Annotated in this window: 21 protein-coding genes; 16 read left to right on the top strand and 5 right to left on the bottom strand. The window is 70.8% G+C overall.

Annotated features, from left to right (window positions below; translation table 11 throughout):
- Window positions 1-62: 62 nt before the first annotated feature.
- The 6 genes from OG199_RS14690 to OG199_RS14665 all read left to right on the top strand — a co-directional run bounded on the left by OG199_RS14690 (window position 63) and on the right by OG199_RS14665 (window position 7,902).
- Window positions 63-1,862 carry an ABC transporter substrate-binding protein gene (locus OG199_RS14690; protein ID WP_405829812.1) on the top strand — a complete coding sequence of 600 codons (1,800 nt, stop codon included), beginning with the start codon at window positions 63-65 and terminating at the stop codon, window positions 1,860-1,862.
- Window positions 1,863-1,973: 111 nt separating this feature from the next.
- Window positions 1,974-2,972 (top strand): ABC transporter permease, encoded by a 999-nt coding sequence (locus OG199_RS14685; RefSeq protein WP_075031574.1) that lies wholly within the window; start codon window positions 1,974-1,976, stop codon window positions 2,970-2,972.
- Window positions 2,969-4,063 carry an ABC transporter ATP-binding protein gene (locus tag OG199_RS14680; protein ID WP_266701484.1) on the top strand — a complete coding sequence of 365 codons (1,095 nt, stop codon included), beginning with the start codon at window positions 2,969-2,971 and terminating at the stop codon, window positions 4,061-4,063. The genes OG199_RS14685 and OG199_RS14680 overlap by 4 nt, the downstream gene beginning before the upstream one ends.
- A 23-nt stretch (window positions 4,064-4,086) precedes the next feature.
- Window positions 4,087-5,514, top strand: coding sequence for an ABC transporter ATP-binding protein (locus OG199_RS14675; protein ID WP_405829809.1), 1,428 nt, complete (start codon window positions 4,087-4,089; stop codon window positions 5,512-5,514).
- Window positions 5,515-5,778: 264 nt separating this feature from the next.
- Entirely contained in the window at window positions 5,779-7,170 is a 1,392-nt protein-coding gene (locus OG199_RS14670) for a M1 family metallopeptidase (RefSeq protein WP_356802931.1), read from the top strand.
- A gap of 66 nt (window positions 7,171-7,236) precedes the next feature.
- A complete protein-coding gene (locus OG199_RS14665; RefSeq protein WP_266701486.1) occupies window positions 7,237-7,902 on the top strand; it encodes a trimeric intracellular cation channel family protein in 666 nt (221 codons plus the stop codon).
- Here OG199_RS14665 and OG199_RS14660 read toward each other — a convergent pair.
- Window positions 7,802-9,031: an alpha/beta hydrolase gene (locus OG199_RS14660; RefSeq protein ID WP_405834548.1), complete on the bottom strand. Its 1,230-nt coding sequence runs from the start codon at window positions 9,029-9,031 to the stop codon at window positions 7,802-7,804. The genes OG199_RS14665 and OG199_RS14660 overlap by 101 nt on opposite strands.
- 214 nt (window positions 9,032-9,245) lie before the next feature.
- On the opposite strand from OG199_RS14660, the gene OG199_RS14655 reads away from it, so the two are divergent.
- Window positions 9,246-10,106: a thioesterase family protein gene (locus OG199_RS14655; RefSeq protein ID WP_351721262.1), complete on the top strand. Its 861-nt coding sequence runs from the start codon at window positions 9,246-9,248 to the stop codon at window positions 10,104-10,106.
- A gap of 459 nt (window positions 10,107-10,565) precedes the next feature.
- Here the strand turns inward: OG199_RS14655 and OG199_RS14650 are convergent, their stop codons facing one another.
- Window positions 10,566-11,192: a TetR family transcriptional regulator gene (locus tag OG199_RS14650; protein ID WP_356802934.1), complete on the bottom strand. Its 627-nt coding sequence runs from the start codon at window positions 11,190-11,192 to the stop codon at window positions 10,566-10,568.
- Between the two features lie 183 nt (window positions 11,193-11,375).
- Between OG199_RS14650 and OG199_RS14645 the strand changes: the two genes are divergently transcribed.
- The 3 genes from OG199_RS14645 (at window position 11,376) to OG199_RS14635 (ending at window position 13,124) form a co-directional block, all read left to right on the top strand.
- Window positions 11,376-11,543: a hypothetical protein gene (locus OG199_RS14645; protein WP_405829806.1), complete on the top strand. Its 168-nt coding sequence runs from the start codon at window positions 11,376-11,378 to the stop codon at window positions 11,541-11,543.
- A 23-nt stretch (window positions 11,544-11,566) separates the two neighbouring features.
- Entirely contained in the window at window positions 11,567-11,833 is a 267-nt protein-coding gene (locus tag OG199_RS14640; protein ID WP_356802936.1) for a DUF4190 domain-containing protein, read from the top strand.
- Window positions 11,834-11,954: 121 nt separating this feature from the next.
- Complete coding sequence (locus tag OG199_RS14635; RefSeq protein ID WP_401799831.1) at window positions 11,955-13,124, top strand: cysteine desulfurase family protein; 1,170 nt, start codon at window positions 11,955-11,957, stop codon at window positions 13,122-13,124.
- A 116-nt stretch (window positions 13,125-13,240) separates the two neighbouring features.
- On the opposite strand, the gene OG199_RS14630 is transcribed toward OG199_RS14635, so the two are convergent.
- Complete coding sequence (locus OG199_RS14630) at window positions 13,241-14,068, bottom strand: N-acetylmuramoyl-L-alanine amidase (RefSeq protein WP_356802940.1); 828 nt, start codon at window positions 14,066-14,068, stop codon at window positions 13,241-13,243.
- Window positions 14,069-14,155: 87 nt separating this feature from the next.
- Between OG199_RS14630 and mnmA the strand changes: the two genes are divergently transcribed.
- On the top strand, window positions 14,156-15,283 hold the full coding sequence (gene mnmA / locus OG199_RS14625; RefSeq protein WP_356802942.1) for a tRNA 2-thiouridine(34) synthase MnmA: 1,128 nt from the start codon (window positions 14,156-14,158) through the stop codon (window positions 15,281-15,283).
- 47 nt (window positions 15,284-15,330) lie between these two features.
- Here the strand turns inward: mnmA and OG199_RS14620 are convergent, their stop codons facing one another.
- Together OG199_RS14620 and OG199_RS14615 are read right to left on the bottom strand one after the other, a co-directional pair.
- Window positions 15,331-16,137 carry an alpha/beta fold hydrolase gene (locus OG199_RS14620; RefSeq protein WP_405829805.1) on the bottom strand — a complete coding sequence of 269 codons (807 nt, stop codon included), beginning with the start codon at window positions 16,135-16,137 and terminating at the stop codon, window positions 15,331-15,333.
- 73 nt (window positions 16,138-16,210) lie between these two features.
- Complete coding sequence (locus OG199_RS14615) at window positions 16,211-16,534, bottom strand: DUF427 domain-containing protein (RefSeq protein ID WP_153288472.1); 324 nt, start codon at window positions 16,532-16,534, stop codon at window positions 16,211-16,213.
- A gap of 50 nt (window positions 16,535-16,584) precedes the next feature.
- Here OG199_RS14615 and OG199_RS14610 point away from each other — a divergent pair, with 50 nt between their 5' ends.
- The 5 genes from OG199_RS14610 (at window position 16,585) to OG199_RS14590 (ending at window position 23,676) form a co-directional block, all read left to right on the top strand.
- Entirely contained in the window at window positions 16,585-17,124 is a 540-nt protein-coding gene (locus tag OG199_RS14610) for a TIGR00730 family Rossman fold protein (protein ID WP_168530352.1), read from the top strand.
- A gap of 7 nt (window positions 17,125-17,131) precedes the next feature.
- Window positions 17,132-17,830, top strand: a complete 699-nt coding sequence (locus OG199_RS14605; RefSeq protein ID WP_351721252.1) for an SDR family oxidoreductase — start codon at window positions 17,132-17,134, stop codon at window positions 17,828-17,830.
- A gap of 127 nt (window positions 17,831-17,957) precedes the next feature.
- Window positions 17,958-18,965, top strand: coding sequence for a methionine synthase (locus OG199_RS14600; protein ID WP_401799839.1), 1,008 nt, complete (start codon window positions 17,958-17,960; stop codon window positions 18,963-18,965).
- A gap of 15 nt (window positions 18,966-18,980) precedes the next feature.
- Window positions 18,981-21,176, top strand: coding sequence for an NAD-dependent DNA ligase LigA (gene ligA, locus OG199_RS14595; RefSeq protein WP_401799842.1), 2,196 nt, complete (start codon window positions 18,981-18,983; stop codon window positions 21,174-21,176).
- Window positions 21,177-21,438: 262 nt separating this feature from the next.
- Complete coding sequence (locus OG199_RS14590) at window positions 21,439-23,676, top strand: putative bifunctional diguanylate cyclase/phosphodiesterase (protein WP_401799844.1); 2,238 nt, start codon at window positions 21,439-21,441, stop codon at window positions 23,674-23,676.
- Window positions 23,677-23,845: the final 169 nt, after the last annotated feature.

The raw sequence follows: 23,845 nt of genomic DNA, 5'->3' as shown, positions 1-23,845 counted from the left end.
CACCTCAAGCGTCCCGTGGCACTGACACGGGGTCTCTCATCAAATCCGGAGGATCCGAGATCGTGACTACCCAACGCACCTCAGGGCGGCGTAAGCAGGCGTTCGCCGCCGCTGCTGCGGTCGCCGCACTGCTGACCACAGCGGCGTGCGGCGGCAGTGGCAGCGACGACAAGGGCGGTTCGAAGACCGGCGCCGCCGGCTTCGACGCCGCGAACAACAAGGTCGCCCAGGCCTCCCTTGCCAAGAAGGGCGGCACGCTGCGGTTCGGCGGTGCCCAGGACGCCGACTCGTGGGACACCACGCGTGGCTACTACGGCTTCATGTGGGACTTCGCGCGCTACTACAGCCGCCAGCTGGTCACGGGCAAGACGGAGCCGGGCAAGGCGGGCGCCGAGCTCACCCCGGACCTCGCCACCGGTCTCGCCAAGGTCACCGACGACGGCAAGACCTACACGTACACCCTGCGTGACGGCGTCTCGTGGGAGGACGGCAAGCCGATCACGTCCAAGGACGTCAAGTACGGCATCGAGCGCGTCTGGGCGCAGGACGTGCTGTCCGGCGGTCCGACCTACCTCAAGGACTTCCTGGACCCGAAGGGCGAGTACAAGGGTCCCTACAAGGACACGTCCAAGGACAAGCTGGGCCTGAAGGCGATCTCCACCCCGGACGACAAGACCGTCGTCTTCCACCTCCCCAAGGCCAACTCGGACTTCCAGGAGGTGCTGGGTCTGGTCTCGGCCTCCCCGGTCCGCCAGGACATGGACACCAAGTCCAAGTACGGCCTGAAGCCGTTCTCCTCCGGCCCGTACAAGTTCTCGTCGTACAGCCCCGGCAAGAGCCTGACGCTGGAGCGCAACGCCCAGTGGAAGCAGTCCTCGGACCCGATCCGCAAGGCGTACCCGGACAAGATCACCGTTCAGTTCTTCTCGGACGCCAACCAGCTGGACCAGCGTCTGCTCAACGGTGACCTGGACCTGGACATCAACCAGACCGGCATGTCCCCGCAGGGCCGCACCACCGCCCTGAAGGAGCACAAGGCCAACCTGGACAACCCGATCTCCGGCTACATCCGTTACGCGGCCTTCCCGCAGAGCGTGAAGCCGTTCGACAACATCAACTGCCGCAAGGCGGTCATCCTCGGCGCCGACCACGTCTCGCTGCAGACCGCGCGCGGTGGCCCGGTCGCCGGTGGTGACATCGGCACCAACATGCTCCCGCCGTCCGTCCCGGGCTCCGAGGGCCAGAAGTACGACCCGTACGGCATCTCCGGTGCCGACAAGAACGGCAACGTCGCCAAGGCCAAGGAAGCCCTGAAGGCGTGTGGCAAGCCGAACGGCTTCACCACCACCATCGCGGTCCGCAACAACAAGCCGGTCGAGGTGGCCACGGCCCAGTCGCTGCAGGCGTCGCTGAAGAAGGTCGGCATCACCGCGCAGATCGACCAGTTCGACGGTTCGCAGACCACCGGCATCATCGGCAGCCCCTCGAACGTGAAGAAGAAGGGCTACGGCATCATCATCATGGGCTGGGGTCCGGACTTCCCGACCGTCCAGGGCTTCGGTCTGCCGCTGTGGGACAGCAAGTACATCGCGCCGAGCGGTAACAACAACTTCGCCCTGATCAACGACAAGACCATCGACGGTCTTTTCAACCAGTACGTCACCACGCTGGACGAAGCGGGCAAGACCAAGCTCTCGACGGAGATCAACCACAAGGTCATGGAGGGCGCGTACTACCTGCCCTTCACCTTCGAGAAGTTCATCAACTGGCGCGGCGACAACCTCGCGAACGTCTACACGACGGACAACTACAGCGGTACGTACGACTTCGTCAACCTCGGTCTGAAGAACCCGAAGAAGTAAACCGGCACACCCGCCGTACAGGCACGAAAGGCAGGTGAAGGCCGGCGCGGCGTGGTCGCGGGCCACCGGATGACCTCCGGTGGCCCGCGGCCCCGCAGCGGGCCGTAAGCTGTGCTCGCTTACCTCATCAGGCGGCTGTTCGCCGCCGCAGTGATGCTGGTGGTCATCGTCATGGTGGTCTTCGGCATCTTCTTCCTCGTCCCCAAGTGGGCGGGCGTGGACATCGCCTCGAGCTTCGTGGGCAAGCAGGCCGACCCGGCCGCTGTCGAGGCCGTACGGCAGAAGCTGGGCCTGAGCGACCCGATCTACTCCCAGGTCTGGGAGTTCTTCAAGGGCATCTTCGCCGGACGCACCTACTCGGGCGGTGGCGACGTCACGCACTGCGCCGCGCCCTGCTTCGGCTACTCCTTCCGCAGCGAGCAGGCCGTCTGGCCGGTGCTCACCGACCGTTTCCCGGTGACCCTGGGGCTCGCGCTCGGTGCCGCCGTGCTGTGGCTGGTCTTCGGTGTCGCGGCCGGTGTGCTCTCCGCGCTCAAGCGGGGCAGCATCTGGGACCGCGGCGCGATGGTCGTCGCCCTGGCGGGTGTCTCCCTCCCCATCTACTTCACCGGTCTGCTCAGCCTGGCGATCTTCGCCTTCGGGCTGAAATGGATCAACGCGCAGTACGTGCCCTTCGACCAGAGCATCAGCGGCTGGTTCGGCGGCATGATCCTGCCCTGGATCACCCTCGCGTTCCTCTACGCGGCGATGTACGCCCGGATCACCCGCGCCACCATGCTGGAGATCCTCGGTGAGGACTACATCCGCACGGCGCGCGCCAAGGGCCTCAAGGAGCAGGTCGTCATCGGCAAGCACGCCATGCGCTCGACGATGACCCCCATCCTCACCATGCTGGGCATGGACCTCGGCGCCCTCATCGGCGGTGCCATCCTGACGGAGTCGACGTTCAACCTGCCCGGCCTCGGCCGCGCGGTGCTCGACGCCATCCGGAACCAGGACCTGCCCATCATCCTGGGCGTCACCCTGATCACTTCTCTCGCGGTGCTGATCGCCAACCTCGTGGTGGACGTCCTGTACGCCGTGATCGACCCCCGAGTGAGGCTCTCATGACCGAACTCAGCAAGAGCGGAGCGGTGGCCGAGCCCGTAGTGGACTCGCCCGCGCCCTCCGCCTTCCTCGAAGTACGCGACCTGAAGGTGCACTTCCCGACCGACGACGGTCTGGTCAAGTCCGTCGACGGGCTCAGCTTCCAGCTGGAGAAGGGCAAGACCCTCGGCATCGTGGGCGAGTCCGGCTCCGGCAAGTCGGTGACCTCGCTCGGCATCATGGGTCTGCACACGGCCGGCCAGTACGGCAAGCGCAAGGCGCAGATCTCCGGCGAGATCTGGCTGAACGGCACCGAACTGCTGTCCGCCGACCCGGACTACGTACGCAAGCTGCGTGGCCGCGAGATGGCGATGATCTTCCAGGATCCGCTGTCCGCGCTCCACCCGTACTACACGATCGGTCAGCAGATCGTGGAGGCGTACCGCATTCACCACAAGGTGGACAAGAAGACGGCGAAGCGCCGCGCGGTCGAGATGCTCGACCGGGTGGGCATTCCGCAGCCGGACAAGCGCGTGGACAGCTACCCGCACGAGTTCTCCGGCGGTATGCGTCAGCGCGCGATGATCGCGATGTCGCTGGTCAACAACCCCGAGCTGCTCATCGCGGACGAGCCGACGACCGCCCTGGACGTGACCGTCCAGGCGCAGATCCTCGACCTCATCCGCGACCTGCAGAAGGAGTTCGGCTCCGCGGTCATCGTCATCACCCACGACCTGGGCGTCGTCGCCGAACTCTCCGACGACATCCTGGTGATGTACGGCGGCCGTTGCATCGAGCGCGGTCCCGCCGAGAAGGTGTTCTACGAGCCCCGGCACCCCTACACCTGGGGGCTGCTCGGCTCGATGCCGCGCCTGGACCGTGAGCAGACCGAACGCCTCATCCCCGTCAAGGGCTCCCCGCCCTCGCTGATCAACCTCCCGTCCGGCTGCGCCTTCAACCCGCGCTGCCCGTACGCGGACGTTCCGAAGGACAACGTGACCCGCACGGTCCGTCCCGAGCTGACCGAGGTCGGCGGACGGCACTGGGCCGCCTGCCACATGACCCAGGAGCAGCGGGAACGCATCTGGATCGAAGAGATTGCGCCGAAGCTGTGAGCGAGAAAGCCAAGGACGCGGAAGTGACCATTCCCGCACAGGCACAGGACGAAGGCGGCGCCACCCTCACCAAGGACGCCGCTCCCGGTGACGTCCTGCTGAAGGTGACCGGACTGCAGAAGCACTTCCCCATCCGGAAGGGACTGCTGCAGCGTCAGGTCGGAGCCGTGCGCGCCGTCGACGGCCTCGACTTCGAGGTGCGCTCCGGGGAGACCCTGGGCGTCGTGGGCGAGTCCGGCTGCGGCAAGTCCACGATGGGCCGGCTCATCACACGGCTGCTCGAACCGACCGCGGGCAAGGTCGAGTTCCAGGGCAAGGACATCACGCACCTCGGTGTGAGCGGCATGCGTCCGATGCGCCGTGACGTCCAGATGATCTTCCAGGACCCGTACTCGTCACTCAACCCCCGCCACACGGTCGGCACGATCATCAGTGCCCCGTTCAAGCTGCAGGGCGTGACCCCCGAGGGCGGTGTCAAGAAGGAGGTCCAGCGACTGCTGTCGGTCGTCGGCCTCAACCCCGAGCACTACAACCGGTATCCGCACGAGTTCTCCGGCGGCCAGCGCCAGCGCATCGGCATCGCCCGCGCGCTCGCGCTGAACCCGAAGCTGGTCGTCGCGGACGAGCCGGTGTCGGCGCTGGACGTGTCCATCCAGGCACAGGTCGTCAACCTTCTCGACGACCTGCAGCAGGAGCTCGGCCTCACGTACGTGATCATCGCGCACGACCTGTCGGTCGTCCGGCACGTCTCGGACCGGATCGCGGTGATGTACCTCGGCAAGATCGTGGAGCTCGCCGACCGCGACCTGCTCTACTCGGCGCCGATGCACCCGTACACCAAGGCCCTGATGTCCGCGGTGCCGATCCCGGACCCGAAGCGCAAGAACGCGAAGAGCGAGCGGATCCTGCTCACGGGCGACGTGCCCTCGCCGATCTCGCCGCCGAGCGGCTGCCGCTTCCACACGCGGTGCTGGAAGGCCACGGAGATCTGCAGGACGACCGAGCCGCCGCTCCTGGAGCTGAAGCCCGGCCAGCGGGTCGCCTGCCACCACCCGGAGAACTTCGAGGACCAGGCCCCGCAGGACACGGTGCTGCTGTCCGTTGCGAAGCAGGCGGCCGAGTTCGTGGCCGACGAGGTGCTGGCGGAGTCGGCGGAGACGTCGGCGGCGGTGGCCGCGGAACTGCACGCCGCCGAGACCCCGGCGGAGGAGACCACGACGGCCGCCACCGAGGAGACCCCGGTGGCCGCTGCGGAGGAGCCCGCCCCGGTGGCCGCCGCCGAGGAGCCCGCCGCGGTGGTGTCCGAGCAGCCCGCCCCGGTGGTGTCCGAGGAGCCTGCCCCGGTGGTGTCCGAGGAGCCCGCCGAGGCGGTGGCGGCCGAGGAGCCGGACGCGTCGCAGGAGTCGGGAACGGACGCGCCGAAGGAATCGGGAACCGACACCCAGAAGTAGTCGGGCGCAGTATCGAAGTCGGCGCACATCCGCCGACGACCTGCCCCGGTAGCCGGACCATCGGTTACCGGGGCACAGGTTTTGGCGGAACCGGGAGGTGCGGGCCAGGAGGCCCCGCCGAACCGGAAGCCGGTCGTCAGGAGTCAAGCGACAAGTAGGCCGTGACGATTGGGCAAAGTCATGAACATGCCCGAACGGAAGAGTGCAGAGTCTCGCGTGTCCATCTGATCAGCAACGATCGGAACACGTACGAAAGGGACGCTCATGGCACTCTCCCGTTCGGCACGTTTAGGGGCCCTCGCCACCGCGGCGGCCTCCTTCCTCGTCATCGCCGCTTCCTCCGCCCCGAAACCGGGCGCCGACGGCATCGGGGACCCCTACTTCCCCCAGCTCGGCAACGGTGGCTTCGACGCCCGCCACTACGACCTCGACGTGGCGTACAACCCGGACACCGACCGCCTCGACGGGCGTACGACGCTCACGGCCCGCGCCACCCAGAACCTCTCCTCGTTCGACCTGGACCTGCAGAAGCTGGAGGTCACGAAGGTCGAGGTGAACGGCAGACGGGCGGGCTTCACCCGGGCGGGCGACGAGATCCACATCACCCCGCGCGGCCCGCTGTCGAAGGGCAGGACCTTCACGGTGACCGTCACCTACGGCGGTGTCCCCGAGGCCCTCAACGGCCCGATCGTCTTCGGCTCCGACTACGGATGGATGAAGACGGCGGACGGGGTCTTCGTCGCCTGTGAGCCGAACGCCGCCTCCACCTGGTTCCCGTCCAGCGACCACCCCTCCGACAAGGCCACGTACGACATCCGTATCAAGGCTCCGAAGGGCCTCACCGGTGTCTCCAACGGCCGCCTGATCTCGACGCACGACAAGGGCGCCAGCACCGTCACGCACTGGCGCGAGAGCCGGCCCATGGCGACCTACCTCGCGACCGCGACCATCGGGAAGTTCGACGTGAAGTCCGGGAGGACCCCGGCCGGCACGCCGATCTACGTCGCCATCGACCCGGTGCTCGCCAACAGCAACAGCGTCGACGTGTACGCCGTGACGGCCGCGGCCACCGACTACTGGTCGCAGATCTTCGGTCCGTATCCCTTCGAGGAGACCGGCGCGATCGTCGACGACATGCCGGAGGCCGGGTTCTCGCTGGAGGTGCAGTCCAAGCCCGCGTACTCCGCCGTGCGCTCCGAGTCGACCATCGTGCACGAGCTGGCGCACCAGTGGTTCGGCGACTCGGTCTCGGTCGAGCGCTGGAAGGACATCTGGCTCAACGAGGGCTTCGCGACCTACGCCCAGTGGCTGTGGTCCGAACACCAGGGCGTCCGCTCGGCGCACGACTCGTTCCTCGCCGGGTACGACACACGGCCCGCGGACTCGTCCTTCTGGCAGACGGTGGTCGCCGATCCGCAGCGGGACACCATGTTCGCCTCGGCGGTCTACCAGCGCGGCGCGATGACGCTCCAGATGCTGCGCGAGCGCATCGGCGACACCGCGTTCTTCAAGCTGCTGCCCGCCTGGACCAAGCTGCACCGCTACGGCAACGCGAACACGGCCGACTTCATCCGGCTCGCGGAGAAGGTCTCGGGTCAGCAGCTCGACGATCTCTTCCAGACCTGGCTCTTCAGCCCCGGAAAACCTTCTCTCTAGGTCGCAGTTTTCCCTCTGGGCCTTCCTTTGTAAGGTGCAGTCCCTGCGACGGGTGAGAATGTAGGGGTGCTTCAGCAACTTTTCAGTCCCTCCGTCCAGCACACGCTCGACCTGATCGGCATCTTCGTCTTCGCGATCTCGGGTGCCCTGCTGGCCGTACGCAAGAACTTCGACGTCTTCGGCATCGCCGTCCTCGCCGAGGTCACCGCGCTGGGCGGGGGGCTGTTGCGTGACGTGGTCATCGGGGCCGTGCCGCCGGCCGCGTTCACCGACCTCGGCTACTTCCTCACGCCGCTGCTCGCCGCGCTCCTGGTCTTCTTCCTGCACCCCGAGGTGGAGCGCATCCAGGTCGCGGTGAACGTCTTCGACGCGGCCGGACTCGGTCTGTTCTGCGTCGCGGGCACCACGAAGGCGTACGAGTACGGTCTCGGCCTGACCGCGTCGGCGGCCCTCGGGCTCGCCACCGCGGTCGGCGGCGGTGTGCTGCGGGACGTGCTCGCCAACGAGGTGCCCTCGCTGCTGCGCTGGGACCGCGATCTCTACGCGGTCCCCGCCATCGTCGGCGCCACCATGGTCGCCCTGTGCATCCGCTACGACGCGCTGACCCCTTTCACCAGCGGGCTCGCGGTCGTCACGGCCTTCGTGCTGCGGCTTCTCGCGATGCGCTTCCACTGGCGAGCGCCGCGCGCCTGGAACCGGCGTTCGACGGCGACCGAGGCGGAGACTCCTTAGCCCGCGCGCCGGGGCCGATCTGGAGGGTCAGCCAGCGGAACACCTCGGTCACCTGCGGTCGCCACAGGGCCATGTTGTGGCCGCCGGCGCTCCGCGGCAGCAGCACCACCTGTACGGTCGTCGGCGGTTTCGCGATCTGCTGGAGCGCGGCGCCCGCCTCGTAGCCGTCGTGGACCTCGCCGGAGTAGTAGAGCGCGACGCGGGGCGGGACACGGTCGGCGCGCAGCAGCAGGAGGGGGTTGTTCCGGCGGCGCAGCTCGATGTTGCGCGCGGGCAGCGAGTCGCGTTCGCCGATCGGGTCGTTGTACCCGGACATGCTGACCGCCGCCCGGTAGCGGTCGGGGTGGGCGACCGCGAGCTTGGTCGCGCAGTGCGCTCCCGCCGAGTAGCCGGCGACGCCCCAGCCGTCCGGCGCGGCCTTGGCGCGGAAGTTGTCCGTCACCATCTTCGGCACGTCGATACTGAGCCAGGTGTCGGCGTTCACCTTGCCGGGGACGTTCGCGCAGCCGGTGTCCACCTTGGCCAGCAGCGTCGTACGCGGCGCCACCAGGATGAACGGCGCGACCTGCCCGTCACGCATCAGCGGCAGCAGTTGTTCGTGCACCTCCAGAGAGCCGAACCAAGCCTTGGCCGAGCCCGGATAGCCGGGCAGGAGCTCGACCACGGGGAACTTGCGGTTGCGGTAGGCGGGCTCGTTGTACTGCGGCGGCAGCCAGACGTAGACCTCGGCGTTCACGCCCGAGACCTGGCCGTGCAGCTGGGTGACGCGCACCCCGCCCGCCTGCCGCATGGCGGGGCCGTCCGCCGCCATGAACGTCTGGTGGACCCTGGGCAGCTCCCGCACCGAGACACCACCGGTGCCGTCGACGCCCAGGTCGGCGGCCGCCTGAACGTGGTTGCCCGTGCCGAGGAGGTCGGACCAGTTGTCGTAGAGGCTGTTGGCGTTGTTCACGAGCACGAAGACGAGGGTGATCGCCGTGCCTTGGGCGAACAGCAGCATCAGCATCCGGGCCGTGCTGCGCAGGAACGCGGGGCCGGGGATGCGCGACCACAGGACGAGAGGGAGGACGAGGGCGACCGCGACCAGGGCGATCGCGGTGAGGAGGAACGGCGTTCCGGTGAGGCTCACGGTCTGTGCGGCTCTTCCTGTGACGGGCTGGATCAGGTTCGGCGGCTGCATGGGGTTCTATGTCCGTGAAGAGGGGGTTCCGATGCCGTTGGTCACGGACGAGTGGCGGACACTTACCAAGAAATTGCCGAAATCTCACCTGGGGTCCGGGCGTGTGACGTGAGCGAAACAGCAAAAGCTACCGCTTAGTAATGGCCTGTTGTACCGTTCAGACATGTCAGAAGCAGCTTCGGCACAGGCCGTGCGAGCCACGATCGGCGACAGCGAGTTCGACCGCGACACCGCGGTCACCCTGCGTGCACCCGGCGTCTACGACGTCGACCTGTCCCCGGGATGGACGATCATCAGCGCCGTCAACGGCGGATACCTGCTGGCGGTCCTGGGCCGCGCTCTCGCGGACGCCCTGCCGCACGACGACCCGTTCACCATCTCGGCGCACTACCTCACCGCCTCCCAGCCGGGACCCGCGGTCGTCCGCACGGACGTCGTCCGTACCGGCCGCACCCTGTCGACCGGCCAGGCCTCGCTCTTCCAGTACGACGACGAGGGCCGCGAGGTCGAACGGATCCGTGTGCTCGCCTCGTACGGCGACCTGGGTGCCCTGCCCGACGACGTCCGCACCACGGCGACGCCGCCCGCGATCCCGCCGATGGAGCACTGCTTCGGGCCCGAGGACGGACCGGCCCCCATCGACGGCAGCTCCGCGATCACCGAACGGCTGATGCTCAAGCTCGACCCCTCGACGCTGGGCTGGGCCCTCGGGGCACCGTCCGGCAAGGGCGAGATGCGGGCCTGGTTCGGGCTCGCCGACGGCCGCGACGCCGACCCGCTCTCGCTGCTCCTCGCGGTCGACGCGCTGCCGCCGACCGCATTCGAGATCGGGCTGTCGGGCTGGGTGCCGACGGTCGAACTCACGGTGCACGTGCGCTGCCGTCCCGCGCCCGGCCCGCTGCGCGTCTCCATCACCACCCGCAACCTGGCCGGCGGCTTCCTGGAGGAGGACGCCGAGGTGTGGGACAGCGCGGACCGGCTGGTCGCGCAGTCCCGGCAGCTCGCCCGGGTCAGGCTCGGCTAGCCGGCCGTCGGCCGCCCGTACGCGCCGCCTCCCTCGGGGCCGGCGGTCCCGAGTCCAGCGGCGGTTCGCCGCCGTCGCGCAGGGGTGCCGTTCGTCCGGCGGCGCGCGGCGGGTGTGAGCATGGGACGTGGTGCTCGCCGGCCTCCGGCCCCCGGCCGCGCTGTTGGTGCGGCGGGGCTGTCGAGCCGAGCGTGTCGCGGTCCGGGTGCGGCGCTTTCGCGTCGGCATGATCCCGCGTCCCGAGACCCCACGGTCCGCCCGGGGTCGCGTACTTGAGGTCCGGGGGCGGCACGTCGGATGAACGGGCGCGTCACCGGGGCCCGTTGCCGGGGCGGGTATGTCCCAGGGGCCCGTTGCGGGGACGGGTGTGTCATGCCGACTCGTTGACGGGACGGGTGTGTCACCGGTGCTCGTTGCCGGGACGGCTGCGTCACCGGCGCCCGCCGGCGGGGCGGTGGGTCAACCCAGCCAGTTGCGGCGGCCGATGGCGATGAGCCGCATCTGGCGGCCCGCCACCCCGGCCACCCGCTCCCGTTCCTCCTCGGACGCCTCCAGCGCCTCCAGGTAGAGCGAGGCCGTCATCAGCATCTGGTCGACGTACAGACCGGCGAGCATCAGCAGATCGTCGTCGCTCCACCCCTCCGACTCGGGGTGTTTGGCCAGCTCCACCCGTACCTCCTGGGCGAACCTGGCCAGTTGGTCACTGATCGCCTGCCGTACCGGCTGCACGCCGCCGTGTCGCTCGCGGGCGATGAAGCGGACGTGGGCGGGGTGGGTCTCGACATGATGCGCGATCAGATGGACGGCGCGCTCGATGCGTTCGCCGCTGTCGCCCGCCGCGGACACCGTGTCCCCGATCATCGGGTGCAGGCTGCCCAGGGCCTCCTCGACCAGCGCCACCCCCAGATCCGCCGTCGAGCGGAAGTGCCGGTAGAAGGCGGTCGGGGCCACGCCCACGGCGCGGGTGACCTCGCGCAGGCCCAGGCTGCTCAGGCTCTGCTCCTCCAGCAGCTCCAACGCCGCGTCGAGGAGCGCCTGTCGCGTCTTCTGCTTCTGCGCCTGCCGGATGCCGAGAGTGTGACTCATACCATGCAGTTAACAACTGTTCTCTGTAATTGAAAAGCCGGGCGGCGCGCTAGACTTCGGAGTCAGTGAACAAGTGTTACTACAACCGTTCACTGAATCGTCAGGTCCCCGAAACATTCGGAGCCTCACCGTCGAGGCGGCGACCACGGGGACCGGACCCAGAGACTCACGAGAGGCACTCACATGCTGTTCCTCGTCGCCGCCCTCCTGCTGATGGGTGTCGTCATGGGCGCGGTGGCCCATGCCCCGCTGCCCGTCTCCCTCATCGCCGCCGCCGTCATCGGCATCTGGCTGACCGTCTTCGCGGTCCGCGAGCGCGCCGGCCGCCGGCGCCACACCTCCGCCCACTGACCCGCAGGGAGCTGACTCATCCCATGGAACTCACCGCCACGCCCACCCGTCGCACCGGCACCCGGGACGCCGACGGCATGGCCGTCGCCTCCTTCATCCTCGGGCTGCTCGGTCTGCTGGTGCTGAACGTCTTCCTGGGCCCGATCGCCATCGTCCTCGCCTCCGCCGCCCTCTGGCGCGGCACCGCCCGTCGGGGCCGCGCCTTCCTCGGCCTCGGCCTGGGCGTCGCCGACCTCGTGGTGCTGGTGGCGTTCATGCACTTCGACAGCACGGTGTCCTGGAACTTCTGACCCACGGCGACCTGGAACCTCCGAGATCCTCCGAACGGACACCGGGCCAGGACCGCAGGACGGTCCCCCTCGACGGGGGGCCGAAAGCAGGGGAGCGGGGGCCCGTAGAATCAGGGCCACCATGGCTTACCTCGACCACGCCGCGACCACCCCGATGCTCCCGGAGGCGGTAGAGGCACTGACCGCCCAGCTGAGCGTCACGGGCAACGCCTCCTCCCTCCACGCCGCCGGCCGCAGGGCCCGCCGTACCGTCGAGGAGGCCCGCGAGAGCCTCGCGGAGGCCCTCGGCGCCCGCCCCAGCGAGGTGGTCCTCACCTCCGGCGGCACCGAAGCCGACAACCTCGCCGTGAAGGGCCTGTACTGGGCCCGCCGCGACGCGGACCCGGCCCGCACCCGGGTGCTCGCGAGCCCCGTGGAGCACCATGCCGTCCTCGACGCCGTCCACTGGCTCGGCGAACACGAGGGCGCGACGGTCGAGTACCTGCCCGTCGACCCCTACGGCCGCGTCCACCCCGACGCCCTGCGCGCGGCCATCGCCCGCAATCCCGACGACGTCGCCCTCGCCACCGTGATGTGGGCCAACAACGAGATCGGCACCGTACTGCCGGTCCGCGAACTGGCCGACGTCGCCGCCGAGTTCGGCGTCCCACTGCACTCCGACGCCGTCCAGGCCTTCGGACAGCTCCCCGTCGACTTCGCGGCCTCCGGCCTCGCCGCGATGACCGTCTCGGCCCACAAGATCGGCGGCCCGTACGGCATCGGCGCGCTGCTGCTCGGCCGCGAGTACACCCCCGTACCGGTCCTGCACGGAGGCGGTCAGGAACGCCATGTGCGCTCCGGCACCCTGGACGTGCCCGCCATCGCGTCCTTCGCGGTCGCCGGCCGGCTGGCCACCGAGCAGCGGGCGTGGTTCGCCCGGGAGATCGGCGCACTCCGCGACGACCTGGTCGAAGCCGTGCGTGCCGCCGTGCCCGACGCCCTCCTCGGCGGCGACCCCGACCCCGCGGGCCGGCTGCCCGCCAACGCGCACTTCACGTTCCCGGGCTGCGAGGGCGACTCCCTGCTGCTGCTCCTGGACGCGCAGGGCATCGAGTGCTCCACGGGCTCCGCGTGCACGGCGGGCGTCGCCCAGCCCAGCCACGTCCTGCTGGCCACCGGGACCGATCCGGACCTGGCCCGCGGCACCCTGCGCTTCTCCCTCGGCCACACCTCCACGGAGGCGGACGTCGAGGCGGTCGCGAAGGCCATCGGTCCGGCCGTCGAGCGGGCGCGGACGGCGGGCCTGACCTGACCGCCGCCCCGCGGTGACCGGGCCGCCGAGCGGCTCTCAGCCCGCCACGTCGTGGTCCGTGCCCGCGCGGGGAACGCCTTCCCCGGCGGTCACGCCGCGTCGGTGCGCGACGGCCCTCACGTCCCTGCGGTGCGCGTCGGCCCGGCCGTGGTGCCGGTCGGCTCCGCCGCGGTGCTCGCCCGGCGCACCAGCCGGAGGTACCGGTCCCAGTCCCAGTAGCGGCCGGGGTCGGTGTGGTCGGTGCCCGGCACCTCCACGTGACCGATGATGTGCTCGCGGTCGACCGGGATGCCGTAGCGGGCGCAGATCCCGGCCGTCAGCCGCGCCGACGCCCGGTACATGGCGTCGGTGAACGACGAGGCGTGCTCGACGAAGCCCTCGTGCTCGATGCCGACGCTCCGCTCGTTGTACCCGCGGTTGCCCGCGTGGAACGCCACGTCCAGCTCGCGGATCATCTGGGTGATGTGACCGTCCTTGCGGACGATGTAGTGCGCGGCCGCGCCGTGGCCCGGGTCCTGGAAGACCTTGACCGCGCTGCGGTAGCTGCCCTGGGTGACATGGATGACCACCCGGTCCACGGCGTAGTCGTCGGGCCGGTCCGCGCGTCGCCAGTTCGCACTCGACGCCGCCACCCACTGGGCGCCCCGGAAGTCGACCACGCCCTCCTCACGGGGCTTCTCCACACCGGGCAGCCGCCACCACAGGTGCCCCAGCTCGCCCCGCGCGAGCACCGCCGTGCCCACGGCCGCCGCCAGGCCGCCGATGAGCAGCGTCCGCCGCCCGACCCGCCGGTCCCCGTCCCTGCCCGGCCGCCCCTCCGCCTCCGGTGTCCCGCGGTCCGGTGCGTTCCGGTCCGGTGGCTCGCGATCGGGTGACCCCGGGTCCGGTGTCTCCCGGTCCGGCGTCCCCCGTGTTTCCGGCGCCTCCTGTGCGGCTCCGCTCATCGTGTTCGTCCCCTATCGCTCCCCGTCGCGATCCTCAACGCATACTCGCGGGAATCGGTTCCCGGCGCCCCGTACCCTGGAGGGGCTATGACTGAGACCTCGCCGCGCCCCCGCCCCCTCCGCGTCCTCGCCGCCATGTCCGGCGGCGTGGACTCCGCCGTCGCCGCCGCCCGCGCGGCGGAAGCCGGCCACGACGTGACGGGGGTGCACCTCGCGCTCTCCGCCAACCCGCAGTCGTTCCGCACCGGCGCGCGCGGCTGTTGCACCATCGAGGACTCCCGGGACGCCCGCCGCGCCGCCGACGTCATCGGCATCCCGTTCTACGTGTGGGACCTGGCGGAGCGTTTCCGTGAGGACGTGGTCGAGGACTTCGTCGCCGAGTACGAGGCGGGGCGCACCCCGAACCCGTGTCTGCGCTGCAACGAGAAGATCAAGTTCGCCGCCCTGCTCGACAAGGCGCTCGCGCTCGGCTTCGACGCGGTCTGCACGGGCCACTACGCGAAGGTGCTCGTGAACGAGGACGGCACACGCGAACTGCACCGCGCCTCCGACATGGCCAAGGACCAGTCGTACGTCCTCGGTGTCCTCGACGACCGCCAGCTCGCGCACGCGCTGTTCCCGCTCGGCGACACACTCACCACGAAGGACGAGATCCGTGCCGAGGCGGAGCGCCGCGGCCTCGCGGTCGCCAAGAAGCCCGACTCGCACGACATCTGCTTCATCGCCGACGGCGACACCCAGGGCTTCCTCGCGAACCGTCTGGGCAGGGCGGAGGGCGACATCGTGGACGAGTCCGGCGCGGTCGTCGGCTCCCACGAGGGCGCGTTCGGCTTCACCATCGGCCAGCGCAAGGGCCTGCGCATCGGCACCCCGGCCGCCGACGGCAAGCCGCGCTACGTCCTGGACATCTCACCGGTGGACAACAGGGTGACGGTCGGCCCGGCGGCGTCCCTGGACGTCTCCGCGCTGACGGCGATCAAGCCCCGCTGGTGCGGCGCCGCCCCGGCCGGCCCCGGCACGTACACCGCCCAGCTCCGCGCCCACGGCGGCGAGACGACGGTCACCGCCGAACTCGTCGACGGCGGGCTCGAGGTCGCGTTCACCGAGCCGGTCCGCGGGGTCGCGCCCGGCCAGGCGATCGTCCTGTACGACGGCACGCGCGTGGTGGGCTCGGCGACGATCGCAACGACCACGCGCGCGACGGCGTCGGTCTAGCCGGTCCAGCGGGTCCGCCTCCGGTCCAGCCGGTTTCGAGGCTTCCCCTAGCGAGGCCCGCCGCGCCGGCCGCCGCTCCCGAAGAACTCCTCCAGGAGCGGGGCGAGGGCCTCGGCGTCCACGTTGTGGGTCTGGCCCGCCAGCACCCGGTACGTCCCCTCGGGCGCGGCGTCCGCGACGGCCCGCGCGGCCTCGCGCATCCACGCGGGGCTCGCGCCGCCCGCGACGGCCAGGACCGGCATGGGCAGGGAGGCCGGCAGTTCCCGGGGCAGCAGACCGCCGCCCATGACGGCGTCGTCGTACGCGAGGGTGGGAGCGATCGCCTCCAGGCCGGCCCAGCCGGGGGACCGCCGGGCGCCGGCGACCGTCTCCGGTGGCATGCCGGTGAGCGCCATGAACAGCTCCAGGGCGTCGCCGCGCCGGTCCTGCCCGAGCAGCTCCGTCAGCCGCTCGGTGTACTCCAGGCGCTCCTTGCCGCGCTCCTCGTCGAGGGCGAACGGCGTCTCGTAGACCGCGAGCGCGTCGACCGGCAGCCCGCCGGCCGCCGCCCGGAGGGCCAGCACACCCCCCGACGAGACGCCGTACAGCGACGCGGTACCCCCGCACGCCTCGATCACCGCCGCGATGTCCTCGACCTCACGGGCGACCGTCCAGGACGACGCGGTGTCGCCACTGGCACCGCGTCCCCGGCGGTCGTAGGTGACGGCGCCGAAGCGCCCCGAGAGCGCCCGCGCGAGGGGCGCCAGCGTGGCCCCCGTGCACAGGGCCCCGCCCACCAGCACGACCGGCGGGCCGTCACCGTGACGTTCGTACGCGAGGGGTGTCCCGTCGCGCGAGAGAACCTTCTTGTCCATGCCTGGGGAGACCGCCCGGCGGCCGGGAACTCATCGGTCCGACGACGGGACCCCGACGGGACCCCGACGGGACCTACAGGACCTCCACCTCGTAGAAGCACAGGTGGTCCTTGATCTGCGCGACGTCCGGCTTCGGCTCGGGGTAGAACCAGACGAGGTCCGGGGCGTCGGGCAGGGACCAGTAGGACGCGTCGCCCTTGAAGGGGCAGTGCGTGTGGGTGTCGGAGGCCGTCAGCAGGTCCAGGCGGACGTCCTGCGGAGGGATGTAGTAGCGCACCGGACAGCCCGTCTCGCGCAGCAGCAGCGGCCGGTCGCTCTCCGCCAGGACCTGGTCGCCGTGCACGACGCGTACGCGCTGGGTGCCCTGCTCGATGGTGATCGTGTGTCCTTGGGTCATACCGGGAAAGCACCCGCGGGGCCCGGGTTCTTCCCGCGTACCGTGATCGCATGAACATCTGTGTCTTTCTCTCCGCCGCCGACCTCGACGACCGCTACACGGGTCCCGCGCGCGAGTTCGCGGAACTCCTCGGCAAGGGCGGCCACACCCTGGTGTGGGGCGGTTCCGACGTCGGCCTCATGAAGGTGGTCGCCGACGGCGTCCAGGAGGCGGGCGGACGGCTCGTGGGCGTCTCCGTGGACTTCCTGGCGGCCAGGGCGCGGGCGGGTGCCGACGAGATGGTGATCGCCCGGGACCTCGCCGAGCGCAAGGCGCTGCTCCTGGAGAAGGCCGACGCGGTGGTGGTGATGGTCGGCGGCACGGGGACGCTCGACGAGGCGACCGAGATCCTGGAGCTGAAGAAGCACGGGAGGACGGACAAGCCGGTGGTCCTGCTGAACACGGCGGGCTTCTACGACGGCCTGAAGGAACAGTTCCGGCGGATGGAGGCCGAGGGCTTCCTGCCGAGGCCGCTCATCGACCTGGTGTTCTTCGCCGAGGAGCCGGTGGGCGCGCTGGCCTACCTGGAGGAGAGCGCGGGCACCCGGTGATGCGAGCATGGCGTCCATGGCTACACATCTGATCACCGGGGCCGGTTCCGGCATCGGCGCGGCCGTCGCCCGCCGGCTGCACGCGCGCGGGGACGAACTCGTGCTGCACGCGCGCGACGCCGGTCGCGCGAAGGAACTCGGCGCCGCGTACCCGGGGGCGAAGACGCTGGTCGGCGACCTCGCGGACCCGGACAAGCTCTCCTGGGCGTTCTCGCACCAGTCCCTGCCCGACCGCGTCGACTCGCTCCTGCACATCGCGGGGGTGGTGGATCTCGGCCCGGTCGGCGAGCTGACCCCCAAGTCCTGGCGCCACCAGCTCAACGTCAACCTGATCGCCCCCGCCGAGCTCACCCGCCACTTCCTGCCCCAACTCCGCCTCGCCCAGGGCCACGTGCTGTTCGTGAACTCCGGCGCCGGCCTCAGCGCCAACGCCGACTGGTCCGCGTACGCGGCCTCCAAGCACGGTCTGAAGGCCCTCGCGGACTCGCTGCGCCACGAGGAGCACGGCAACGGCGTCCGGGTCACCTCGGTCTACCCCGGCCGTACCGCGAGCCCCATGCAGGCCAAGGTCCACCAGCAGGAGGGCAAGCCGTACGACGCCTCGAAGTGGATCGACCCGGAGTCCGTCGCGACGACGATCCTGACGGCCCTGGACCTGCCGCGCGACGCGGAGGTCAACGACCTGACGGTGCGACCGGGGCGTTGACGCGGGCCCGGACGGCGCGTGAGGTCACCGCGGACGCCCGGTGCGCGGGCGTGCGGGGTCCCCGCGGACGCCCGGTGCGCACCGGCTCGCCCGCGTCGCACCCCGCGGGGTTACGTACGCTTCGCGGGTGAGCGAAAACAGCGAGTTCGGGTTCGGTGCCGCCACCGGTGTCGGGTCCATGCCGGGTGGTGACGCGCGGGAGACCGCCAGAACCGTCACCGGGTCCTTCGACGACTTCCCCCATCTGCCGGAGCTGCCCGCGCGCGGCCCCGGCGCCGACATGATCGGACGGACGGCCGGGATGCTGGTCGACCTGTACGCGCGCGTGGAGCCCAGCGGGTGGCGGATCGGGGACCGGCCGGGGCGGGACACCCGGCGCGCCAGGTCGTGGCTCGGCGAGGACCTCGACGCGCTGGAGGAGTACACCCAGGGGTACGAGGGGCCGCTGAAGGTGCAGGCCGTGGGGCCCTGGACGCTGGCGGCCGCGCTGGAGCTGAGGAACGGCGAGGCGGCCCTGTCCGACCTCGGGGCCTGCCGCGATCTCGCCGGCTCGCTCGTCGAGGGCCTGCGCACCCATCTCGACGAGGTACGGCGCCGGGTGCCGGGCGCCCAGGTCGTGCTGCAGCTCGACGAGCCCTCGCTCATCGCCGTCCTGCGCGGTCGGGTGAAGTCCGCGAGCGGATACCGCACCCACCGCGCCGTCGACCGGCAACTGGTCGAGTCGACGCTGCGGGACGTCGTGGGGGTGCACACCGACGGCCCGGTCGTGGTGCACTCGTGCGCGCCCGACGTGCCGTTCGAACTGCTGCGCAGGGCGGGCGTCGCGGGCATCTCCTTCGACCTCACCCTGCTCACCGAACGTGACGACGACGCGATCGGCGAGGCGGTGGAGGGCGGCACCCGGCTCCTCGCCGGTGTCGTGCCCGGCACGGACGGCCCGTTGTCGGACCCTGCCGGTAGCGTCATGGGTGTCAGGACGTTGTGGCGCAGGCTGGGGCTGCATCCGGGGCTTCTCGCGCAGGCCGTCACGGTCACTCCGTCGTGCGGACTCGCGGGCGCTTCCCCCGAGTACGCGCGCCGGGCGCTCGCCCACTGCGTCCGGGCGGCGAGATCCCTCGCGGACAACCCAGAGTAACGGGAGGACAACACGGTGGCCGGCGACAAGGACGCACAGCCCAATCCCCTGCCCGCCGAGGCGCGCGAGCAGCACGCGCGGCTGGCCGAGCAGATCGAGGAGCACCGCTTCCGGTACTACGTGAAGGACCAGCCGGTCGTCAGCGACACGGAGTTCGACAAGCTGCTGCGGTCCCTCGAGGCGCTGGAGGAGCGCTATCCCGAGCTGCGCACCCCCGACTCCCCGACCCAGAAGGTCGCGGGCGCGTACGAGACCGAGTTCACGTCCGTGCGGCACCGCGAGCGCATGCTGTCGCTGGACAACGCCTTCAGCGACCTGGAGCTCGCCGCCTGGGCGGAGCGTGTCGCGAAGGACGTCGGCGCCTCGGCGTACCACTTCCTGTGCGAGCTGAAGGTGGACGGCCTCGCGGTCAACCTCACCTACGAGCACGGCCGTCTGACCCGCGCGGCCACCCGGGGCGACGGGCGCACGGGCGAGGACATCACGCCCAACGTGCGGACGATCGCGGAGATCCCGGACCGCCTCCGGGGGGACCACTTCCCTGACGTGGTGGAGATCCGCGGCGAGGTCTACTTCCCGATGGAGAAGTTCGCGGAGCTCAACGCCCGTCTGCTGGAGGCCGGCGACAAACCCTTCGCCAACCCCCGCAACGCGGCGGCGGGTTCGCTGCGCCAGAAGGACCCCCGGGTCACCGCGAGCCGCCCGCTGCACATGGTGGTCCACGGCATCGGCGCCCTGGAGGGCTTCGAGGGACTGACCCGCCTCTCCGAGGCGTACGAGCTGCTGCACTCCTGGGGACTGCCGACCACCCGGTACGCCAAGACGGTCGACGACCTCGACGGCGTACGGGAGTTCATCGCGTACTACGGGGAGAACAGGCACTCCGTGGAGCACGAGATCGACGGCGTCGTCGTCAAGCTCGACGAGATCCGTCTCCAGGGCCGCCTCGGTTCCACGGCCCGCGCGCCGCGCTGGGCCATCGCCTGGAAGTACGCGCCGGAAGAGGTCAACACCAAGCTGGTCGACATCAAGGTCGGCGTCGGCCGGACGGGGCGCGTCACTCCGTACGCGCAGGTCGAGCCGGTCACCGTGGCGGGCTCGGAGGTCGAGTTCGCGACCCTGCACAACCAGGAGGTCGTGAAGGCCAAGGGCGTCCTCATCGGGGACACGGTCGTGCTGCGCAAGGCCGGTGACGTCATCCCGGAGATCCTCGGGCCGGTGGTGGATCTCCGCGACGGCACCGAGCGGGAGTTCGTGATGCCGGCCGAGTGCCCCGAGTGCGGGACACCGCTGCGCGCCATGAAGGAAGGCGACATCGACCTGCGCTGCCCCAACAGCCGTGCCTGTCCGGCCCAGTTGAGAGAGCGCGTCTCCTACCTCGCGGGCCGGGAGTGCCTCGACATCGAGCACTTCGGCAACGTGGCCGCGGCGGCGCTGACCCGTCCGCTGGAGCCCGCCGCGCCGCCGCTGGTCGACGAGGGCGACCTCTTCGACCTCACGGCCGAGCAGTTGCTCCCCATCAAGGCGTACGTCCTGGACCAGGACAGCGGCCTGCCCAAGCGGGACCCCAGGACCGGTGAGGAGAAGGTCGTCACGGTCTTCGCCAACCAGAAGGGTGAGCCGAAGAAGAACACGCTGGCCCTGCTGGACAACATCGCCGAGGCGAAGAACCGTCCGCTCGCCCGCTTCATCAACGGACTCTCCATCAGACACGTCGGCCCGGTGGCCGCCGAGGCGCTGGCCCGCGCGTTCCGTTCCATCGACCGCATCGAGCAGGCCACCGAGGCGGAACTCGCCGCGGTCGACGGGGTCGGCGGGATCATCGCGACCTCGGTCAAGGAGTGGTTCGCGGAGGACTGGCACCGCGAGATCCTCCGCAAGTGGCGGGCGGCGGGCGTCCGTATGGAGGACGAGGGTTCCGGCGAGGACGAGGGCCCGCGCCCGCTCGAAGGACTCACCGTCGTCGTCACCGGCACACTCGAACACCACACACGCGACGGCGCGAAGGACGCCCTGCAGAGTCGTGGAGCGAAAGTGACCGGTTCCGTTTCGAAGAAGACGTCATTTGTCGTGGTGGGCGAGAATCCTGGATCGAAGTACGACAAGGCCATGCAGCTCAAGGTTCCGGTCCTGAACGAGGACGGCTTCGCCGTTCTGCTCGAACAGGGACCGGAGGCGGCCGCGGAAGTCGCGCTTCCGACCGAGGAGTAGCGGTTGAAGGCCACCCGTTCGGCGCATATCAGATGCATACGGGTGGCCGGGGCGCATTCGGGCAACCGTCGTCGACCGCTGCCCGTGGAAGCCTTCTGCGGCCTACTGTTGAGGTGTGCGCCTGCCGTGCCCGGCTGCGGTTGGGGCATCCCCTTGCTCCTGAAGAGCCGGGGGACGAGTTCTTGAGACGCGGTGCCGTTGGCGGTTGTCGCCGGCAACGGGCCGCGTGGCGTGGGCACCGCCGGCTGTGAGAGGGACGGGAATGGAACCGACCGAGAGCGCCGCCCCGGACGTACGGCTGCGCCTGCGCCGGACGACCGGCGCGTGGATGGCGGGCCTCCGGACGGGACGGTCGTCGACGCGCCCCGGCGCGGGCGAGCGGGACCACACACCCTTCACCGCCACCGTCACCACCGCGGGCCGGTACCCCGTCGGGCGCGGCCCGGGCCTGCCCGGCCACGATCCCGAACGGCCCACCTCCTGGCCCGCGCTGCCCGCGGCGGTCGTCGCACTGGCCGCGCTCGTCCTGGGCGGCGGCTTCTACCGGGCGTTCAGCGACCGCCACGCGCTCTTCCCGTCCGGAGCGGTCGGCTGGTCGCTGGCCGTGCTGACCGGTGTCATCGTCGGTCATCTGGTCGCCCTCGGCCGCGCCCGCTGGTGGGGCGGCACCGGCTCCGGCGCCGCCCTGACCCTCGCGGTCCTGCTGCTGTACGGCTGGGTGGCCGCCGGGATGGTCAGCCTGACCGTCGTCGTCCTGGTCGGCGCCGCGCGCCGGGGCCGCTGGCGCCAGGGGATCCTGCACGGCGCGGCCGACATCCTCGGGATCGGCGCCGGAGCGCTCGTCCTCGCCGTGTTCGGGCGGGTGCCGTCGGTCGAGGCCCCCTGGAACCCGCAGAGCTGGGACTTCTACGCCGCGCCCCAGGTGGTGCTGGTCGCCGCCGCGTATCTCGCCGTCACCCGCGTCCTGCTCTGGTACCTGCACGCGCCGGGCACCGGCGGCCTGCCGACCGCCGCCCGCACGGCCCTGGTCCGGCAGGGTCTCGTCGCGGTCGCCCTGCTCGGCATCGCGCCGCTGATCTGCGTGGTGGCCGTCGCGCAGCCCATGCTGCTGCCGTTGTTCTCGATCCCCCTGATCGCGCTCGACTCCACCCTGTGGATCGCGCGCATACGGGCCGAGGAGCAACTGCGCGATCCGCTGACCGGGCTGCCCAACCGGCAGTGGCTGCTCGAGCGCACCTGGGCGGCCCTGGACGACGCCGAACGCATAGGCGCGCGTTCGGCGTTGATGCTGATCGACCTCGACCGCTTCCGCTCCGTGAACGACACGTTGGGGCATCTCGCCGGGGACCGGCTGCTGCTCCAGATAGCCGAGCGGCTGCGGCTGGCGCTGCCGCGCGGGGCGGAGGCCGCGCGGCTCGGCGGTGACGAGTTCGCCGTGTTACTGCCCGTCGCCGACTCCACGACGTCGGCCACCCGGGTGGCCCGCGGTCTCGTCGCCGCCCTCGGTTCGCCGCTCGACCTCGACGGGCTCACCCTCGTCCTGGAGGCCAGTGCCGGACTCGCCGTCTTCCCCGACCACGCGCTCGACGCGGAGGGGCTGCTGCGGCGGGCGGACGTGGCGATGTACCAGGCGAAGCGGGACCGTACGGGGGTGGAGGTCTACGAGTCCAAGCGGGACTCGAACACACCGGACCGGCTCGGTCTGCTGGGGGACCTGCGGCGGGCCCTGGACGCCGGTGACGTCGAACTGCACTACCAGCCGAAGGTCCGCTTCGACGGACAGGTGGCCGGCCTGGAGGCACTCGTCCGCTGGGTGCATCCCGAGCGGGGCAAGGTCCCGCCCGACGAGTTCATCGCGATCGCCGAGTCGTCCGGGCTGATGCCGCACCTCACCGAGTACGTCCTGGAGACGGCCCTCGCGCAGGTCGCGCGGTGGCGGGCGCAGGGGCTGTGGGTGCCGGTCGCGGTGAACGTCTCGCCGCGCGACGTGCACACCCCCGGCTTCGCCGGCGCGGTCGCCGCCCGGCTCGCCCGGCACGGGGTTCCGGCGGGGGCCCTCCAGCTGGAGATCACGGAACACGTACTGCTCGAGGACCCGCAGCGGGCCGCGGACACCCTGGCCGCGCTGACCGGGCACGGGGTCAAGATGTCGCTGGACGACTTCGGCACGGGGTACTCCTCGCTGGTCCATCTGCGCCGGCTGCCCGTCAGCGAACTGAAGATCGACCGGTCCTTCGTCGCACGGCTCGCCATCGACAACGAGGACGCGGAGATCGTGCGCTGCACGGTGGACCTCGCGCACTCGCTGGGGCTGCTGGTCGTCGCGGAGGGCGTCGAGGACGACGAGACGTGGGAGCGGCTGCGGGATCTGGGGTGCGACGCGGTGCAGGGGTGGCTGGTCGCCGCGGCGATGCCGCCGGACGAGGCCACGGCGTGGTTGCTGGCGCGGGGGTCGCGGGGATGGCAGCGGCCGCGGGCCGCGTTGCCGGCCGCGGAGTAGTTCCGCGGTCCGTCGCCGGGTGCGGTCCGTGGGGCTCCCGCCGGTTTCTCCCACCCACGCGCCACCCGTGACGGTCACCCGACAGGTGGACCTCGCCCGCGGCTTCGTCTCAACGGGGGAGGTGTCCCCGGTAGGGGCGCGGGGAACCGCGCGCTCAGCGACGGCCGGT

It is taken from the genome of Streptomyces sp. NBC_01176 (assembly GCF_045039825.1).
Lineage (GTDB): Bacteria > Actinomycetota > Actinomycetes > Streptomycetales > Streptomycetaceae > Streptomyces.
This window is presented reverse-complemented; position numbering and strand designations above follow the sequence as displayed.